The sequence below is a fragment of the Bacillus sp. FSL W8-1202 genome (assembly GCF_038006165.1).
Taxonomy (GTDB): Bacteria; Bacillota; Bacilli; order Bacillales; family Bacillaceae; genus Bacillus; species Bacillus subtilis.
Genome location: NZ_JBBOUR010000001.1, coordinates 1,170,001 through 1,187,366, shown reverse-complemented (window position 1 = coordinate 1,187,366; position 17,366 = coordinate 1,170,001). Strand labels below are relative to the sequence as shown.

Sequence of the window (17,366 nt, the reverse complement as noted above, 5' to 3'; positions counted from 1 at the left end):
ATATTCTATTTTACAACATTTTGAATAATATCAGAATGTTGATGTCATGTCAATATTATTTTACGTTAAAAGTTGAAGAGTCTACTTTGACACCAGGTCCCATAGTAGAAGTTACAGCAACGTTTTTCACGTAAACGCCTTTAGCTGCAGCAGGTTTAGCTTTAAGGATTGTATCGTACATTGTTGTGAAGTTCTCAACAAGCTTTTCATCCTCGAAAGAAACTTTACCGATAGGAACATGAATGTTTCCAGCTTTATCAACGCGGTATTCAACTTTACCAGCTTTGATTTCGCCGATCGCTTTTTCAACTTCGAAAGTAACTGTACCAGTTTTAGGGTTTGGCATTAAACCTTTTGGTCCAAGTACACGACCGATTTTACCAACTTCACCCATCATGTCAGGTGTAGCTACGATTACATCGAAATCGAACCAGCCTTGTTGAATTTTGTTGATGTAGTCAGTATCGCCTACGAAATCTGCACCAGCAGCTTCAGCTTCTTTCGCTTTTTCGCCTTTTGCGAAAACGAGAACGCGCTGAGTTTTACCAGTTCCGTTTGGAAGCACAACTGCTCCGCGGATTTGCTGGTCGTTTTTACGAGGGTCAACCCCTAAACGGAAAGCCACTTCAACTGTAGCGTCGAATTTAGCTGTGTTTGTTTTTTTAACGAGAGCTACTGCTTCAGAGACGTCGTAAGCTTTAGAACGGTCTACAAGCTTAGCAGCTTCAACGTACTTTTTACCTTTTTTAGCCATTTTAAAATTTCCTCCTTATGTGGTTATAGCGGAATAACCTCCCACGAATAAGGGTTGCGAACTTGTTAAAACTCGCAACCCGACAAGAAACAAATTAATCCTCGATTACAATACCCATACTGCGGGCAGTACCTTCAACCATGCGCATTGCCGCTTCAACGTCTGCTGCGTTTAAGTCAGGCATTTTCGTTTCAGCGATTTCGCGTACTTTATCGCGCTTAACGGTTGCCACTTTATTACGGTTTGGTTCACCAGAACCAGACTCAATTCCAGCTGCTTTTTTAAGCAATACTGCAGCAGGTGGAGTTTTTGTAATAAATGTAAATGAACGGTCTTCGTAAACCGAAATTTCAACAGGAATGATTAAACCAGCTTGGTCAGCTGTACGAGCGTTAAACTCCTTACAGAATCCCATGATGTTAACACCGGCTTGACCAAGTGCAGGTCCAACTGGTGGTGCTGGGTTAGCTTTTCCAGCAGGAATTTGCAATTTTACAACTTTAACTACTTTTTTAGCCACGAGACACACCTCCTTAAGTCCGTGATGTGGTAATAGGGTAAACCCTCCCACTCAAGGTTTCATTCTTTATATGAATGACGAAATATCATGCTAGTTGCCTTGGATAAGTCCAAGACGTACCTTTGCTATATTATCATTTATATATAGCAATTTCAAGTTTTTTCACATTACAATTTATCGATTTGGGTAAATTCCAGCTCAACCGGCGTTTCCCGGCCGAACATATTAACGAAAACTTTGACCTTGCTTTTATCATAATCAATCTCTTCAATTGATCCTGTAAAGTTAGCAAAAGGTCCGTCTATTACTTTCACTGTCTCTTTCAGTTCAAAGTCAATATCAGTTTTTCGTTCATCCATGCCCATTCTCTTCAGAATGGTTTCTGCTTCCCCCGGAAGAAGCGGCGTCGGTTTTGAACCTGACCCGGCAGATCCTACGAATCCAGTAACGCCCGGCGTGTTTCGGACAACATACCAAGAGTCGTCTGTCATTACAATTTCAACAAGCACATAACCAGGGAACACTTTCTTTTTCACGACTTTTTTCTTGCCGTTTTTGATATCCGTTTCTTCTTCTTCGGGTACGACTACACGGAAAATTTTATCCTGCATCCCCATTGATTCAACACGTTTTTCCAAGTTGGCTTTTACTTTATTCTCATAACCAGAGTACGTGTGAACAACATACCAATTCTTTTCCATTCTATTCAGGACTGTCCAGTCCTTCCCTCCCCGCATTTGGTTTTAGTGAATTACCATAACGCTTCAAAAAATAGGCGGCAAGCCTATGATAACTATCATTTTAAGCCACAATAAAAAACCCGCTGAACGGGTTTTGGCAAGTAATATTATGATCTATTATAGCACGTATTGCTGATCATTATTCAACTATTAAACGAATTAATTGAGAAATTCCTGTGTCAAGGAGGGCAAAAAAGATAACAAAAAAGATAACTGTTGAAATTACCGTAATGGTATAACGCGTTAACTCTTTTCCTTTAGGCCAGCTTACCTTTTTCATTTCTTTCCCAACATCTTTAAAGAATTTCATAATACGCATGTAAAAGACCTCCACAATTTAAAAGCGCAAAAACTATTTTGTTTCAAGATGAGCTGTATGTGAATTGCAAGTACTGCAGTATTTCTTTACTTCTAATCGCTCAGCCGCTGATGCAGAGCTCTTCATTGTCGTATAATTACGGTTTCCGCATGTCTTGCATGCTAACGTAATCTTTTTTCTCATGTCATTACACCTTTTTCTAAATAGACATTAGTTCTTATCTTTAGTAACATATCATAGTCAGAAAAATACTGTCAATATAGCATAAATTCCTATTACAAACTGATTTCGCGAATTTCCAAGTACTTCTCCAGCTTGCGTTTCACACGCTGAAGGGCATTGTCGATCGATTTCACATGTCGGTTCAGTTCATCAGAAATCTCTTGGTAACTTCTCCCGTCGAGATATAAGACGAGTACTTTTCTCTCTAAATCACTTAATAGTTCTCCCATTTTCATTTCAATATCATCAAATTCTTCCTGATTAATGATCATTTCCTCAGGATTTAAGGTTTTCGCTCCTGAAATGACATCCAGCAGCGTTCGGTCTGATTCTTCATCAAAGATCGGTTTATCTAATGAGACGTAGGAATTCAAAGGAATGTGTTTCTGGCGAGTAGCTGTCTTTATTGCGGTAATAATTTGGCGGGTAATACATAATTCTGCGAAAGCTTTGAATGAGGTAAGCTTGTCCTCTTTGAAGTCACGAATAGACTTATAGAGGCCTATCATGCCTTCCTGAACAATATCCTCTCTGTCCGCCCCTATTAAGAAATAGGATCTTGCTTTTGCCCGAACAAAGTTTCGGTACTTCGTAATCAAGTAATCTAACGCATCACTGTCCCCAACATGAACCTTTTCAATGACCTGCTCGTCCTCCAACTGGCAAAACTGCTCTTTGTTGAATTTTCCCTTGTTGTTCTGTAGATTCACTCCGATCCCCCCGGCGCACGTAGATAGAAATATTATACAGTATTGGGCAAAAAAGCGTCAACTTAATCTAAGTCTCCCCGCCTCCACTTTTCAAACGTTTTCAAAACCTCTTCCGATAAAGCAATTTTACCCGCCGGCTTTTCGGAAGTGATTTTTCTTACCCGTCTCTCTATTCGCCTTTCAATCGTTTCTACCTCTCTCAGAAGCTCCCGGGCCGATTTCCGCAATGCCCCCTGTCCGAAAATCGCCCACTGCTCAGTATAGTCAGAGGTCGCAACGTGAATTTGAGTCGCAATATTATTCAAAGCCTGAGCGAGCTTTTCTATCCGCTCATCAGCCGTCTCATTTTCTTTTGTAAAAATTACTTCAACTCTATGGTTGGTCTGTTTTTTCTCAAGCCCTTTTACGAGATGCGCGTCAAAAACAACAATAACCCTGTTTCCTGTATACGATTGATATTCCGCCATTTTCTGAATCAGTACGTCTCTCGCCTCTTCAAAACTGTTCGCTTTTAAATCCTTCAGCTGCGGCCAGGCTCCAATCATGTTGTACCCGTCTACTAACAGGATATCCATGGGTCTTTATTCTCCCAGAGGGTTTCGTTTCCGGTAGACTTCATACATCAAAAGACCAGCCGCGACAGATGCATTTAGTGAAGTTACCTTTCCGGCCATCGGGAGTTTAATGAGAAAATCGCACTTTTCCTTTACAAGACGGCCCATCCCTTTTCCTTCACTTCCGATGACTAGAGCCAAAGGCATATTGCCGTCCATATTACGGTAATCCTCACGCGCGGACGCATCCGTTCCGACAACCCAGATTCCCCGCTCTTTCATCTCTTCTAACGTCCGTGCCAAATTGGTGACTCTTGCTACAGGAATGTGCTCAATTGCTCCTGTTGAAGCTTTTGCCACTGTTGTTGTCAGCCCGACAGCTCTCCGTTTTGGAATGACGATGCCATGAGCGCCGACCGCATCTGCTGTCCTCATAATGGAACCAAGATTATGAGGGTCTTCAAGCTCGTCCAGAATGAGGAAGAAAGGCTGTTCATTTTTTTCTTCGGCTGCTTTATATAAATCGTCCAGTTCTGCATATTCATACGCTGCAACCTGTGCCACTACGCCCTGATGCTGTCCTGTCACCATTTGATCGAGTTTTTTTCTCGGGACGTATTGAATCGTGATTCCCTGCTTTTTGGCAAGCTCAATCACTTGCTGTGCTTGTCCCTTTACGGTGTTTTCCGCCATCCACAGCTTATACAGCTTCCGATCAGATTTTAACGTCTCGATCACTGCATTTTTCCCTATGACGTAATCATGTTGCTGACTCATTTGTTTTCCTCCCTGACGTCCCGAATTGTATAGCTTCGGCTACGAGCTGACTAAGTCGTTCCTCTTTTTTCTCTAGAAAAAGGTAGCCCAGAAGCGCTTCAAATGCTGTACTGTAGCGGTACGTCTGAACATCTGTATTTTTAGGTGTTGTCCCTGACTTGGCATTTCTGCCTCTTTTCAGCACCGCTTCCTCTTCTTCCGTAAAAAATGATTGATTCTGCAGAAAAAATAGGATCTCAGCCTGTGACTTTGCTGAAACAATCCTGCTTGATTTCTTATGAAGATCATTTGGTTTGGTAAAGCCCTGCTTAAGCAGGTGATGCCTGACATACACTTCAAAAATGGCATCACCTATATAAGCAAGCGCAAGACCGTTAAGCTGCTTAGAATCTTTTATCGTATCAAATTCAAGCATCTGTTATTCTCCCCGTTTCCAGCGAGTGCCTTGAGCCGTATCTTCAAGAATGATATTCATGCTTTTCAGCTGGTCGCGGATCTGGTCTGACAATGCAAAATCGCGATTCCGGCGCGCTTCATTTCGCTTTTCGATTAAGTCTTCAATCTCTTGATCGAGAAGTTCCTGCTCACCCAACGAAAAACCGAGGACAGAAACAATGCGGTCAAACATCTCAATAAACGCCGTAATCACATGATCAGCCGTATGATCTTTCTGAAGATAATAATTGGCGTGTTTCGCTAAGTCAAACAAGACTGAAATGGCATTCGCCGTATTAAAATCATCGTCCATCGCTTCTTCGAATGCTTTGCGGTGTTCTTCAACTTTTTCAAGCCATTGATCGTCATCTTCGGTTAAATTCGTACTGCTGTTCAGACGGTGCTGAAGATTGCTGTACGCTGTTTTTAAACGGCTGAACGCGCTTTTCGTATTCTCCAGAAGCTCTTCTGAATAGTTAATCGGATGGCGATAATGAACAGATAGCATAAAGAATCTCAAAAGCTGCGGATCATGCTGTTTAATGATGTCATGCACAAGCACAAAGTTGCCTAGTGATTTTGACATTTTTTCATTATCAATATTGATATAACCATTATGAAGCCAATACTTCGCAAACGTTTTGCCTGTTAGCGCCTCAGATTGCGCAATTTCGTTTTCATGGTGAGGGAATGTTAAATCCTGTCCGCCCGCATGGATATCAATCTGGTCACCGAGATACTTTTTCACCATTGCTGAGCATTCAATGTGCCAGCCCGGACGTCCTTTCCCCCAAGGGCTATCCCAAGAGATTTCTCCTTCTTTTGCCGCTTTCCACAGTGCGAAATCAAGAGCATCTTCTTTTTTCTCGCCGACCCGGATGCGTGCACCTGATCTTAGTTCATCGATTGATTGCTGAGAAAGCTTTCCGTACCCTTCAAACGCTCTGGTTTTGAAATATACGTCACCTTCTGATTCATATGCGTAGCCCTTTTTCACGAGCTGATCTACGAATTCGATAATGGCATCCATGTTCTCCATTACTCGCGGATGAAGGTCGGCTTTTCGGCAGCCGAGCGCACCTACGTCTTCAAAGTATGCTTTAATAAAACGCTCTGAAATGGTGGGTACATCCTCACCGAGTTCATTTGCCGCTTTAATTAATTTATCGTCTACGTCTGTGAAGTTAGAGACATACTGCACATCATAGCCTTTATACTCTAAATAGTTTCGAACCGTATCGTAAACGATTGCCGGACGCGCGTTCCCGATATGAATGTAATTGTAAACCGTGGGTCCGCATACATACATTTTCACTTTTCCATCTTCAAGAGGAACGAATGTTTCCTTCTGTCTAGTCAATGTATTATAAAGTGTGATTGTCATTTTTGATTGATCCTTTCTTTTCTGTCTTCAAGTTCTGCCTTCAGCTCTAAAATCTGCTGTTCCAAAGACTTAAAGCGGTCAGCAACTGGATCGGGCAAATCCTGATGGTTTAAATCGCGTCTTACTTTCTTGCCATTTTGTACAACGACCCGTCCAGGGATACCGACAACTGTTGAAAAATCAGGAACATCATGCAGCACTACTGAACCAGCGCCAATCTTTGAGCCTTCACCGACCGTAATAGAACCGAGCACTTTAGCGCCTGTGGCTATCAATGCGTCATCTTTAATCGTTGGGTGCCTTTTTCCCTTTTCTTTTCCCGTTCCCCCGAGGGTAACCCCCTGAAAAACGGTTACGTTATTGCCGATTTCACATGTCTCCCCAATGACAACCCCCATGCCGTGGTCTATGAAAAATCTTCTCCCGATTGTAGCGCCGGGGTGGATTTCTATCCCGGTAAAAAATCGGCTTACTTGAGATATAAGGCGTGCAAGGAAATAAAATTTTCGTTTATATAAAGCATGTGCAATCCGATGCGCCCATATAGCATGTAAACCGGAATAAGTTAAAATCACTTCAAAATAGCTTCTTGCTGCGGGATCTTGATCGAACACAGTATCAATGTCTTCTTTGAGCATTCTAAAAAACACATGCTTCCCCCCGTTTCTCTATCTGATTTCCTCTACCCAATAAAAAAAGCGTCTCTGCATGTAAACATGACAGAGACGCTTTAACCGCGCGGTTCCACTCTGTTTGAAAAGCAGACTTCTGCTCTCCCAACTTCAGCCTGTAACGGCGGCGGCCGCCTTTGAATACTGATTTCAAAAAACGTTCTTCAAAGGTCTTAAGGGCGCACTTCTAAAACCCGGCTCATGGATCTCTCTCAGCCAATGGAGATCCTTTCTGTAATGGCCTAAAGCTTTATACTCTTCCCTGTCAACAATCATTTATTTAGATATTCTTTAAACGCTGAATTGCAGTCTCTTTACCGATCAATTCAATTGATTGCGGCAGTTCCGGACCGTGAGTTTGCCCTGTTACAGCAACACGAATCGGCATAAACAGTTTTTTCCCTTTATGGCCAGTTTCTTTCTGCACTGCTTTGATCGATGCTTTGATGTTATCCGGAGTGAACTCCTCAAGCTCTTCAAGCTTCGCTGCGAATGTGCTGAGCACTTCAGGAACCTGTTCTTCTTCCAGAACAGCTTTCGCTTCTTGATTATACTCGATCTCATCCGTAAAGAACAAATCAGTCAGCTCAACAATTTCCGCACCGTAGCTTAATTGCTCATGATACAGGGAAATCAGTTTGCGAACCCATTCTTGTTCTTCAGCAGAAAGCTCAGTGCCAACTTTGCCGGCTTTTTGCAAATGCGGAAGCGTCAATTCAACAACCTGATCAAGATCCAGCTTCTTCACATATTGGTTGTTAACCCATTTTAGCTTATGCATATCAAACAAAGCTGGTGATTTAGATAAACGATTTACATCAAAAATTTCAATAAACTGCTCTTTTGTGAAAAGCTCTTCTTCTCCAACCGGTGACCAGCCTAACAGGCCGATAAAGTTGAACAGCGCTTCTGGCAGGTACCCAAGCTCTTTGTACTGCTCGATGAATTGAATAATGGATTCATCACGTTTACTGAGCTTTTTACGGCTTTCGTTTACGATCAGCGTCATGTGTCCGAACTGAGGAATATCCCATCCGAATGCTTGATAGATCATAATCTGTTTCGGTGTGTTAGAAATATGATCCTCACCGCGCAGCACGTGTGTCATTTTCATTAAGTAGTCATCAATCGCTACCGCGAAGTTGTAAGTCGGCGTTCCGTCCTTTTTCACAATAACGAAGTCGCCGATGCCATCTGATTCAAAAGAAATTTCACCTTTTACGATGTCGTTAAAGGCGATGATTTTTCCTTCCGGCACGCGGAAACGAATACTTGGTTTTCTGCCTTCAGCGATAAATTTGTCCTGTTCTTCCTGAGTCAGGTCTCTGTGTTTTCCGGAATAACGAGGCATTTCTCCGCGGGCAATCTGTTCTTCACGCTCTTTTTCAAGCTCTTCTTCCGTACAGTAACATTTATAAGCAAGCCCTTTTTCAAGAAGCTCTTCATAGTACACTTTATAGATATCGTTACGCTCTGACTGACGGTATGGACCGTACTCTCCTCCGACATCCACACTCTCATCCCAGTCAATACCTAGCCACTTCAGATAATTCAGCTGGCTTTGTTCTCCGCCCTCAATATTGCGCTTTTTATCTGTATCCTCAACTCGAATGATAAACTTACCGCCTTGATTGCGGGCAAATAAATAATTAAAAAGCGCCGTTCTGGCATTTCCAATATGCAAATGTCCGGTTGGACTCGGTGCATAACGGACGCGTACTTCGTTTCCCATTTTCAAATACTTCCTTTCATGTCATGTATGGCCTCAGGCAAAAATGTATGAATCTATTCTACCACCAAATAGACCCGGCATCAAAACAAGTTAGCCTTTTTGTATCAGTACTGTCGCCTGAGCCGCTATTCCTTCCGCCCGGCCTGTAAATCCAAGCTTTTCTGTCGTTGTTGCTTTTACATTTACTTGAGAAACATCTGCCTCAAGGCCTTCAGCAATTCTTTTTCTCATATCTTCTATGTACGGCAGCATCTTCGGCTTTTGCGCTATGATGGTGCAATCAATGTTCCCAAGGACATACCCCTTCTGTTTCACGATTCCCCAGACATGCTGAAGTAATTTGAAAGAATCTGCGTCCTTGAACTCGGGATCTGTGTCAGGAAAATGCTTGCCGATGTCTCCTTCACCCACAGCTCCCAGGCAGGCGTCAGCGACGGTATGCAGCAATACGTCTGCATCAGAATGGCCAAGCAGCCCTTTTTCGTACGGGATTTCAATTCCGCCAATAATGAGAGGACGGCCCTCCACTAATTGATGCACATCAAATCCTTGTCCAATTCTAAACATGTTTATTCCCACTTTCTGATTCCATGATAGCTTCAGCTGACGTCAAATCGTCTGGCGTCGTCAGCTTAATATTTGTATAGCTGCCTTCTACAACACGGACCGAACCGCCCTCCATCTGTTCAACGAGGCTGGCGTCATCCGTCCCTAAAAATCCCTTGCGCTCGGCCTCAGCGTGAGCCTTCATCAATAAAGAAAGACGAAAAGCTTGTGGCGTTTGGACAGCCCACAAGCTTGAACGTTCAATCGTCTCACTGACTTGTAAATCTTGAACGCGTTTAATCGTATCTTTTACCGGAACAGCAAGGATGGCCGCTCCTGTCTGTTCCGCCTCTGCGATCAGTTCGTCAATTTGTTCATGTTTTATAAATGGGCGGGCACCGTCATGTACAAGGACAATCTTTTCCTGCTTTACGGCTTTCAGCCCCTTATACACACTGTGCTGACGCTCATCTCCGCCTGCAACAAGCTCAATCGAAGTTTGAAACGGGTAATCGGACAGCAATTGCTGAAAGTACTCCCGCTCCTGCTCGTTAATCACCAAAATGATTTTATCGCACTGCCGGTGGCTGTCAAACACTCTTAACGTGTGTATGATCACCGGGTCTCCCTTCAGCTCAATGAACAGTTTATTTCTCCCTGCCTTCATCCGCTTTCCCTGTCCGGCTGCAGGAATCACCACATCATAACTCATTGTTTCTTCTCCCTTTACAGCGCCTTCTCCAACAGCTTAGGCTTCGCAAAAATCATTCGTCCCGCTGCTGTCTGCAGCACACTTGTGACGAGTACATCAATATGCTTGCCGATATAATTCCGTCCTTCTTCAACGACAATCATCGTACCGTCATCCAAGTAGGCAACTCCCTGATTATGCTCTTTCCCGTCCTTAATGACCTGAACATTCATTTCCTCGCCAGGAAGCACAACAGGCTTGACCGCATTGGCAAGGTCATTAATGTTTAATACTGCTACCTTCTGAAGCTCGCACACTTTATTTAAATTAAAATCATTCGTCACAACGACCCCGGATGTCAGCTTAGCAAGTTTGACGAGCTTGCTGTCAACCTCCTGAATATCTTCAAAGTCACCTTCGTAAATTTCAACTTCAATGTCTAATTCTTTCTGAATGCGGTTCAGGATATCAAGACCGCGGCGTCCTCTGTTTCGTTTTAAAACATCTGAAGAGTCTGCAATATGCTGCAATTCCTCAAGGACAAACTGCGGAATCACGATAACTCCCTCTAAAAAACCAGTCTGACAAATATCTGCTATTCGCCCATCAATAATAACACTAGTGTCCAAAATTTTCAGCTTCTTGTCTTGAACCTCATGTTCTTCATCAGCTGTTCCTTTTTTCTTTTGCATTCTGGCGGAAATGGAAAACAGGCTGATCAATTCATCCTTTTTCTTAAAGCCCACCTGGAAGCCGAGATAACCGAGAAAGAAAGCCAAAAATACAGGAATTATTGTGCTGAATATGCGGTAAGGTATATTGTCTAAAGGAATAACATTTACGATAAGATAAGCAATTATAAGTCCAAAAACTAAGCCAAGACTTCCAAATAACAAATCTGGAACCGGCGCCTTTAACAATGAATCCTCTATCCACTTCACCCAGTTCACAACGTATTCTGTACCCCATATACTGATGAGAAAAAAGATAATTGCTCCTATTGCCGCAGACGTATATGCGTTTGTTATTAAAGGTATGTCCTGTATATTTAACAGTACAAACAATTCAGGTATCAAAAATATACCAACAACGCCGCCAAAAATAATGAAGAACGCCTGAACTATTCGTTTTAACATACCCCCACCTCCTTTTTTAACATTTTAATTTTACAAAGTCTTATGCATCCTACGAATATCAGAATAAACAAAAACCAACATTAATATACCCGTATTCATAAGGTTTTAACCGAAATCACAGTTGTCTGTCTAAATAATGCTTCTCTTGCAGGCGTTTTAATCCTTTTTTGATTTTTTGGGCTCGTACTTCACCGATTCCCTCTACTTCATCTAATTCTTCTGCACTCGCTTCAATAATCCTTGGCAGGACTCCAAATGCTTCTACAACATTTTCAACAATCGGCATCGGAAGACGCGGTATCTTATTTAACAGCCTGTATCCTCTCGGCAATACATAATCATCAAGATTAGTAGAAGCAGGGTAACCGAGAAGCTTATACACAATGGAATCATCCAGCAGATCATAACTGGACATATCCTGCAGCTCCTTCAAGAGAACAAACGGATCTTTAATCTTTTCTTTTACATAGTCCTTAATAAATAAAGCGGCCTCTTCTTCCATATCCGTAATCAATTCAATGACTTGCAGTTTGATCAGATGCCCTTCTGTCCCCAGCTCTTTGATATACATATTAATTTCGTTTTTGATTCTCAGTACCATTTCATAACGATGCATGACAGATAAGACATCACTGAAGGTAACAAGTTCCTCAAACTCTAACGCGTTCAGTGCATTAATCGTTTTATCGAGGATTGTCTTATATTTTTCAAGTGTTTGAATGGCTTGGTTCGCCTTGGTTAAAATAAATCCTATGTCTTTTAGTGTATACTTCATGTTTTCCTGATATAACGTTATGACATTTCTTCTTTCAGAAATAGCGATTACAAGACAGCCAGTTTGCTTAGCTACTCTTTCGGCAGTTCTGTGCCGCATTCCTGTTTCTGATGAAGAAATTGTGGCATCTGGCATCAGCTGAGTATTCGCGTAGAGGATCTTTTGACCAGAATCACTTAAAATGATCGCTCCATCCATTTTAGCCAGCTCATATAAATGCGCCGGAGAAAAAGCCGTGTTTATGTGAAAGCCGCCGTCCACTACTTCTTTTACTTTATCATTATATCCAACAACAATCAGTCCGCCTGTATTTGCTCTCAAGACGTTTTCCATCCCCGCTCTGAGCGGTGTACCCGGAGCAACAAACTGCAATATAGATGACAGGTCTAACTCGTGTTTCGCCCCTTTTTTCTCTTTTTCCATCTATTATCCTCCTAATGAAGTACGAAGCGCTTCTGCAACATTTGCTACTCCGATAACCTCAATCCCTTTTGGTTTTGTCCATCCATCCAGATTTGCCGCGGGTATGATCATGCGTTTAAAACCAAGCTTTGCCGCTTCTTTCACACGCTGTTCAATTCTTGAAACCCGCCGGACTTCTCCGGTTAATCCCACTTCTCCAATAAAACAATCTGCAGGATTTGGAGGTGTGTCTCTAAAGCTTGATGCAATACTAATCACAATCGCAAGATCAATTGCCGGTTCATCAAGCTTAACGCCGCCAGCCACTTTCAAATAAGCATCCTGATTTTGCAGCAGCAGTCCAACTCTTTTTTCTAACACAGCCATTAACAGAGAAACCCTGTTATGGTCTATTCCCGTTGCCATACGCCTTGGGTTGCCAAAGCTTGTTGGCGAGATGAGCGCCTGAATTTCAACGAGAATCGGTCTAGTGCCCTCCATAGAGGCAGTGATACTCGAGCCTGCGGAACCAGCAGAGCGTTCTTCTAAGAAAATTTCCGAAGGATTCAAAACCTCAGTGAGCCCCTCTTCCCGCATTTCGAAAATGCCCATTTCGTTTGTAGATCCGAAACGGTTTTTTACAGCTCGCAAAATACGGAAAGTATGGTGGCGTTCTCCTTCAAAATATAAAACAGTGTCAACCATATGCTCCAACAGTCTCGGACCTGCAATAGACCCTTCTTTCGTCACGTGCCCTACGATAAAAATCGGAATACCTTTTGTTTTTGCAATTTTCATCAGCTCAGCGGTACATTCTCTGACCTGTGACACACTGCCTGGAGCCGATGTAATATCGCTTTGGTAAACCGTTTGAATAGAGTCAACAACGACAAACGCTGGATTCATCTCTTGTATAGCAGACGAAATATACTCCATATCGGTTTCAGATAAAACATGCAGTGACGGATTATTAATGCCGAGACGGTCTGCTCGCAGCTTCGTTTGCTTTACAGATTCTTCTCCCGAAATATACAGGACACTGTTTGATGAGCCTGATAATTGAGCGGAAACCTGCAGTAATAGCGTTGACTTTCCGATACCAGGATCACCGCCAATTAAAACGAGGGAGCCTTTAACGACACCTCCGCCGAGTACTCTGTTAAACTCGCCAAGCTGGGTTTTGACGCGGGGTTCTTCTGATGTTTCGATTGATGTAATAGGTGAAGGTTTCTGTACAGTTTGAACAGAATGAGAAAAAGCCGCTCTCCGATTGGCCGGTGCTTTTTTAATCATTTCTTCCACCATTGTATTCCAAGCACCACAGCCCGGACATTTCCCCATCCATTTTGGAGACTCGTAGCCGCAGGATTGGCAGATGAACTTCGATTTTGTTTTAGCCATATATAGTGTAAGACCTCTCCCTTGTTCTATTTCTTGATATGAAAGTGAGGCATACACTTACATGCTGTATGCCTCATTTCCGTCTTCTATATTAATTCGTTTTAGCAGTCGTTTTTACGACAAATTCGCCATCTTCTACATCAAGAACAATATGCTGTCCTTTATGAATATTTCCTCTGAGGAGTTCTTCAGATAAACGATCCTCGACATGTTTTTGGATCGCTCTTCTTAACGGACGGGCACCGTATTCCAGGTCAACGCCCTCTTCCGCGACTTTCGCTTTTGCAGCATCTGTCAATTCGATAGAAAGATCTTGTTCTTTCAAGCGTTTCGTTAATTGATCAGACATTAATGACACAATTTCAGTAAGATGTTTTTTCTCCAGTGAATGGAAGACAATGATTTCATCAATACGGTTGATGAACTCAGGTCTAAACGCTCGTTTCAATTCACCCATCACTTTATCTTTCATGTCTTTATGATTTTGAGTTTCATCCTGAACGTTAAAGCCGACATATTTATTGCGTTTCAGCTCACTTGCTCCGACGTTTGATGTCATGATCAGAATGGTATTGCGGAAATCGACTGTGCGTCCTTTAGAATCAGTCAATCGTCCGTCTTCAAGAACTTGCAGAAGGATATTGAAGACATCAGGGTGCGCTTTCTCGATCTCATCAAGAAGCACGACAGAGTAAGGTTTTCTTCTGACTTTCTCTGTCAATTGACCGCCTTCATCATATCCCACATAACCCGGAGGTGAACCGACAAGTCTTGAAGTTGAGTGTTTTTCCATGTATTCAGACATATCAATTCTGATCATGGATTCTTCATCGCCAAAAATGGATTCAGCAAGTGCTCGTGCAAGTTCTGTTTTACCTACACCTGTAGGGCCTAAGAAAATGAATGAGCCGATTGGGCGTTTAGGATCTTTCAATCCTGCTCTTGCACGTCTGACGGCTTTTGCAACCGCTACAACTGCCTCATCCTGGCCGATGACACGGGAGTGAAGAATGTTTTCCATATTGAGAAGCTTATCAGTTTCAGTTTGGGCGATTTTAGATACAGGCACACCGGTCCAGCTGGATACAACCATCGCAATATCATCCACAGTAACCTCTGAGTTTTCCTGCCCTTGCTTCTCTTTCCATGATTTCTTCGTATCCTCTACTTGCTCGCGCAGGCGCTGTTCAGTATCACGCAAGGAAGCAGCTTTTTCAAACTCTTGGCTTTGCACTGCCGCATCCTTCTCTTTACGAACCTCATCAAGCTTCTGCTCAAGCTCTTTTAAGTTAGGAGGCGTTGTAAATGAGCGCAGTCTCACCTTTGAACCTGCTTCATCGATCAAGTCAATTGCTTTATCCGGAAGGAAGCGGTCAGAAATATATCTGTCAGAAAGCTTAACCGCAGCTTCAATGGCATCATCAGTGATAGAAACGCGGTGGTGGGCTTCGTATCTGTCACGCAGACCTTGTAAAATTTGAATACTTTCATCTACAGATGGCTGATCAACCTGAATCGGCTGAAAACGGCGTTCCAGGGCTGCATCTTTTTCAATATATTTACGGTACTCATCAAGAGTCGTTGCACCAATACATTGGAGTTCGCCACGAGCAAGTGAAGGTTTTAAAATATTAGATGCATCAATAGCACCTTCTGCTCCGCCTGCCCCGATTAATGTATGGAGCTCATCGATGAATAGAATGATATTTCCTGCCTGGCGAATTTCATCCATGACCTTCTTCAGGCGATCCTCAAATTCTCCGCGGTATTTTGTGCCGGCAACAACTGTTCCCATGTCTAATGTCATCACACGTTTATCACGCAAAATTTCGGGTACTTCATTATTGATAATTTGCTGTGCCAAACCTTCTGCGATAGCCGTTTTACCTACACCTGGTTCCCCAATGAGAACAGGGTTGTTTTTCGTTCTGCGGCTTAACACTTCAATGACACGCTGGATCTCCTTGCTTCTGCCGATTACAGGGTCAAGGCTGTCTTCCTTCGCAATAGCAGTTAAGTCTCTTGCCAAGCTGTCAAGCGTAGGCGTATTCGCATTGCTGTTTGTTCCTGCCGCTGATGATCCTGTTTCATTACTTCCTAGAAGCTGGAGCACCTGCTGTCTTGCTTTATTTAAGCTGACACCGAGATTATTCAGAACTCTCGCAGCAACACCTTCTCCTTCACGAATCAGACCAAGAAGAATATGTTCTGTTCCGACATAAGAATGACCGAGTTTTCTTGCCTCATCCATTGAAAGCTCAATGACTTTTTTAGCTCTAGGAGTATAATGAATCGTTTGAGACATTTCCTGCCCGCGCCCGATCAAACTTTCTACTTCTTTCTGAATTTTATCTGAACCGAGTCCAAGCGCTTGAAGAGCTTTAGCAGCAATGCCCTCTCCTTCTCTTACCAGTCCTAATAAAATATGCTCAGTGCCAATGTTATTATGACCTAACCGAAGTGCTTCTTCCTGTGCTAGCGCCAGTACTTTTTGAGCTCGTTCTGTAAATCTTCCAAACATCATATCGATTCATCCTCCTGTCTTTTCCCATTCATTTCTAAGTGAAGCCGTTCTCTGATGAGAGCCGCTCTTCGAATGTCCCTTTCGTTCGGACGCAAAGCGCCTCCCGAGTATTGCTGTAAAAATCCTGGCTGCGTCAAAATCATAAGTTCGTTAAGTATGTTGCTTGAAAGTCCTTTTATAATGCCTAGGTCTATGCCTAACCGAACATCTGAAAGGCACTTTGCAGTTTCTTTCGATTCTATCATCCGGCAATTAGACAAGACCCCATAAGACCGATATACCCGATCCTCAAGTTCGATTTTAGAAGTTTGATAAATCGCTTCTCGGGCAGATCGTTCTTGTTCAATCAACTGAGCAGCAACACTGTTAAGATCCTCTACAATATCCTGCTCTGACTTACCAAGCGTGATCTGATTTGAAATTTGAAAGATATTCCCTACTGCTTCGCTGCCTTCCCCATAAATTCCTCTAACAACTAAGCCTAATTGATTAATTGCCGGTATAATTCGATTTATTTGCCTAGTTAAAACCAGTGCCGGCAGATGCATCATGACCGAAGCCCTTAAACCTGTACCTACGTTTGTAGGACAGCTGGTTAAGTATCCTCTTTGCTCATTGAATGCATAATCAACTTTTTCTTCAATCCAGTCGTCGACCTGGTTTGCGGCTTTCATTGCTTCTAAAAGCTGAAATCCAGGGAAAAGACACTGAATTCTAATATGGTCCTCTTCATTTAACATGACGCTTACTTCCTCATTTTCAGAAAGCAAACAGCCGCCAAAAGGAGACTCTGTCAGATTAGGACTGATTAGATGTTTTTCAACAAGTACACGCTTCTCTAAAGGCTGTGCATCATTCATTCTAATCAAAACAAATTTGCCGATTCCGGGAATTTCTTGCTCTGAAAACTGATCTTCAAATTGCTGTATGATGGATGAGGCTTCTTCATTGGAATACCGCGTAGGGAACCGAATATGCTCAAAGTTCCTTGCTAAACGTATGCGGCTGCTGAGTACAATGTCACTTTCAGGTCCTTTCTGCTTCATCCAACTGCTTAGTGCGTCCTGAATAAA

Annotated in this window: 19 protein-coding genes and 2 other annotated features (2 of these 21 only partly in view); all 19 genes read right to left on the bottom strand. The window is 42.7% G+C overall.

What is annotated here, in order from left to right:
• Nucleotides 1–10: a sequence feature (ribosomal protein L10 leader region), on the bottom strand (it extends 131 nt beyond the left edge of the window).
• Nucleotides 11–55: 45 nt separating this feature from the next.
• Entirely contained in the window at nt 56–754 is a 699-nt protein-coding gene (gene rplA / locus NSQ09_RS06145; protein ID WP_003235040.1) for a 50S ribosomal protein L1, read from the bottom strand.
• Nucleotides 755–848: 94 nt separating this feature from the next.
• Nucleotides 849–1,274 (bottom strand): 50S ribosomal protein L11, encoded by a 426-nt coding sequence (gene rplK / locus NSQ09_RS06140; RefSeq protein WP_003156430.1) that lies wholly within the window; start codon nt 1,272–1,274, stop codon nt 849–851.
• A gap of 167 nt (nt 1,275–1,441) precedes the next feature.
• Nucleotides 1,442–1,975, bottom strand: coding sequence for a transcription termination/antitermination protein NusG (nusG, locus tag NSQ09_RS06135; RefSeq protein WP_003225764.1), 534 nt, complete (start codon nt 1,973–1,975; stop codon nt 1,442–1,444).
• Between the two features lie 178 nt (nt 1,976–2,153).
• Complete coding sequence (gene secE / locus NSQ09_RS06130; RefSeq protein WP_004399676.1) at nt 2,154–2,333, bottom strand: preprotein translocase subunit SecE; 180 nt, start codon at nt 2,331–2,333, stop codon at nt 2,154–2,156.
• Between the two features lie 33 nt (nt 2,334–2,366).
• A complete protein-coding gene (gene rpmG, locus NSQ09_RS06125) occupies nt 2,367–2,516 on the bottom strand; it encodes a 50S ribosomal protein L33 (RefSeq protein WP_003156421.1) in 150 nt (49 codons plus the stop codon).
• 92 nt (nt 2,517–2,608) lie between these two features.
• A complete protein-coding gene (gene sigH / locus NSQ09_RS06120; protein ID WP_003225758.1) occupies nt 2,609–3,265 on the bottom strand; it encodes an RNA polymerase sporulation sigma factor SigH in 657 nt (218 codons plus the stop codon).
• Between the two features lie 62 nt (nt 3,266–3,327).
• A complete protein-coding gene (gene rae1 / locus NSQ09_RS06115; protein WP_003235032.1) occupies nt 3,328–3,840 on the bottom strand; it encodes a ribosome-dependent mRNA decay endonuclease Rae1/YacP in 513 nt (170 codons plus the stop codon).
• A 6-nt stretch (nt 3,841–3,846) separates the two neighbouring features.
• Complete coding sequence (gene rlmB / locus NSQ09_RS06110) at nt 3,847–4,596, bottom strand: 23S rRNA (guanosine(2251)-2'-O)-methyltransferase RlmB (protein WP_014475598.1); 750 nt, start codon at nt 4,594–4,596, stop codon at nt 3,847–3,849.
• Nucleotides 4,580–5,011 (bottom strand): mini-ribonuclease 3, encoded by a 432-nt coding sequence (locus NSQ09_RS06105; RefSeq protein ID WP_004399685.1) that lies wholly within the window; start codon nt 5,009–5,011, stop codon nt 4,580–4,582. Before NSQ09_RS06105 ends, rlmB begins: the two co-directional genes overlap by 17 nt.
• 3 nt (nt 5,012–5,014) lie before the next feature.
• Complete coding sequence (gene cysS / locus NSQ09_RS06100; protein ID WP_017695825.1) at nt 5,015–6,415, bottom strand: cysteine--tRNA ligase; 1,401 nt, start codon at nt 6,413–6,415, stop codon at nt 5,015–5,017.
• Nucleotides 6,412–7,065, bottom strand: coding sequence for a serine O-acetyltransferase (gene cysE / locus NSQ09_RS06095; protein WP_003225749.1), 654 nt, complete (start codon nt 7,063–7,065; stop codon nt 6,412–6,414). The genes cysS and cysE overlap by 4 nt, the downstream gene beginning before the upstream one ends.
• A 68-nt stretch (nt 7,066–7,133) precedes the next feature.
• Nucleotides 7,134–7,364, bottom strand: a binding site (T-box leader).
• 2 nt (nt 7,365–7,366) lie between these two features.
• A complete protein-coding gene (gltX, locus tag NSQ09_RS06090) occupies nt 7,367–8,818 on the bottom strand; it encodes a glutamate--tRNA ligase (RefSeq protein ID WP_029727023.1) in 1,452 nt (483 codons plus the stop codon).
• A gap of 90 nt (nt 8,819–8,908) precedes the next feature.
• Nucleotides 8,909–9,385 (bottom strand): 2-C-methyl-D-erythritol 2,4-cyclodiphosphate synthase, encoded by a 477-nt coding sequence (ispF, locus tag NSQ09_RS06085; RefSeq protein ID WP_003225745.1) that lies wholly within the window; start codon nt 9,383–9,385, stop codon nt 8,909–8,911.
• Nucleotides 9,378–10,076 (bottom strand): 2-C-methyl-D-erythritol 4-phosphate cytidylyltransferase, encoded by a 699-nt coding sequence (gene ispD / locus NSQ09_RS06080; RefSeq protein ID WP_106074229.1) that lies wholly within the window; start codon nt 10,074–10,076, stop codon nt 9,378–9,380. The genes ispF and ispD overlap by 8 nt, the downstream gene beginning before the upstream one ends.
• A gap of 14 nt (nt 10,077–10,090) precedes the next feature.
• Nucleotides 10,091–11,191, bottom strand: a complete 1,101-nt coding sequence (locus NSQ09_RS06075; RefSeq protein ID WP_003235014.1) for a PIN/TRAM domain-containing protein — start codon at nt 11,189–11,191, stop codon at nt 10,091–10,093.
• Nucleotides 11,192–11,306: 115 nt separating this feature from the next.
• A complete protein-coding gene (gene disA / locus NSQ09_RS06070; protein ID WP_003225736.1) occupies nt 11,307–12,389 on the bottom strand; it encodes a DNA integrity scanning diadenylate cyclase DisA in 1,083 nt (360 codons plus the stop codon).
• Nucleotides 12,390–12,392: 3 nt separating this feature from the next.
• Nucleotides 12,393–13,769, bottom strand: a complete 1,377-nt coding sequence (radA, locus tag NSQ09_RS06065) for a DNA repair protein RadA (RefSeq protein ID WP_014475593.1) — start codon at nt 13,767–13,769, stop codon at nt 12,393–12,395.
• A gap of 91 nt (nt 13,770–13,860) precedes the next feature.
• Nucleotides 13,861–16,293, bottom strand: a complete 2,433-nt coding sequence (clpC, locus tag NSQ09_RS06060; protein ID WP_014475592.1) for an ATP-dependent protease ATP-binding subunit ClpC — start codon at nt 16,291–16,293, stop codon at nt 13,861–13,863.
• On the bottom strand, nt 16,290–17,366 hold the 3' portion of the coding sequence (locus NSQ09_RS06055; protein WP_003235007.1) for a protein arginine kinase. 15 nt of this gene lie beyond the right edge of the window; the window shows 1,077 of its 1,092 coding nt (coding positions 16–1,092); the start codon falls outside the window, past its right edge; the stop codon is at nt 16,290–16,292. Before NSQ09_RS06055 ends, clpC begins: the two co-directional genes overlap by 4 nt.

Bases quoted from the DNA above. Each gene is read 5' to 3' on its own strand.
- NSQ09_RS06105 (WP_004399685.1), bottom strand. From the start codon at position 5,011: ATGCTTGAATTTGATACGATAAAAGATTCTAAGCAGCTTAACGGTCTT.
- disA (WP_003225736.1), bottom strand. From the start codon at position 12,389: ATGGAAAAAGAGAAAAAAGGGGCGAAACACGAGTTAGACCTGTCATCT.
- secE (WP_004399676.1), bottom strand. From the start codon at position 2,333: ATGCGTATTATGAAATTCTTTAAAGATGTTGGGAAAGAAATGAAAAAG.
- NSQ09_RS06075 (WP_003235014.1), bottom strand. From the start codon at position 11,191: ATGTTAAAACGAATAGTTCAGGCGTTCTTCATTATTTTTGGCGGCGTT.
- gltX (WP_029727023.1), bottom strand. From the start codon at position 8,818: ATGGGAAACGAAGTACGCGTCCGTTATGCACCGAGTCCAACCGGACAT.
- nusG (WP_003225764.1), bottom strand. From the start codon at position 1,975: ATGGAAAAGAATTGGTATGTTGTTCACACGTACTCTGGTTATGAGAAT.
- rlmB (WP_014475598.1), bottom strand. From the start codon at position 4,596: ATGAGTCAGCAACATGATTACGTCATAGGGAAAAATGCAGTGATCGAG.
- ispF (WP_003225745.1), bottom strand. From the start codon at position 9,385: ATGTTTAGAATTGGACAAGGATTTGATGTGCATCAATTAGTGGAGGGC.
- ispD (WP_106074229.1), bottom strand. From the start codon at position 10,076: ATGAGTTATGATGTGGTGATTCCTGCAGCCGGACAGGGAAAGCGGATG.
- rae1 (WP_003235032.1), bottom strand. From the start codon at position 3,840: ATGGATATCCTGTTAGTAGACGGGTACAACATGATTGGAGCCTGGCCG.
- radA (WP_014475593.1), bottom strand. From the start codon at position 13,769: ATGGCTAAAACAAAATCGAAGTTCATCTGCCAATCCTGCGGCTACGAG.
- clpC (WP_014475592.1), bottom strand. From the start codon at position 16,293: ATGATGTTTGGAAGATTTACAGAACGAGCTCAAAAAGTACTGGCGCTA.
- rplA (WP_003235040.1), bottom strand. From the start codon at position 754: ATGGCTAAAAAAGGTAAAAAGTACGTTGAAGCTGCTAAGCTTGTAGAC.
- cysS (WP_017695825.1), bottom strand. From the start codon at position 6,415: ATGACAATCACACTTTATAATACATTGACTAGACAGAAGGAAACATTC.
- rpmG (WP_003156421.1), bottom strand. From the start codon at position 2,516: ATGAGAAAAAAGATTACGTTAGCATGCAAGACATGCGGAAACCGTAAT.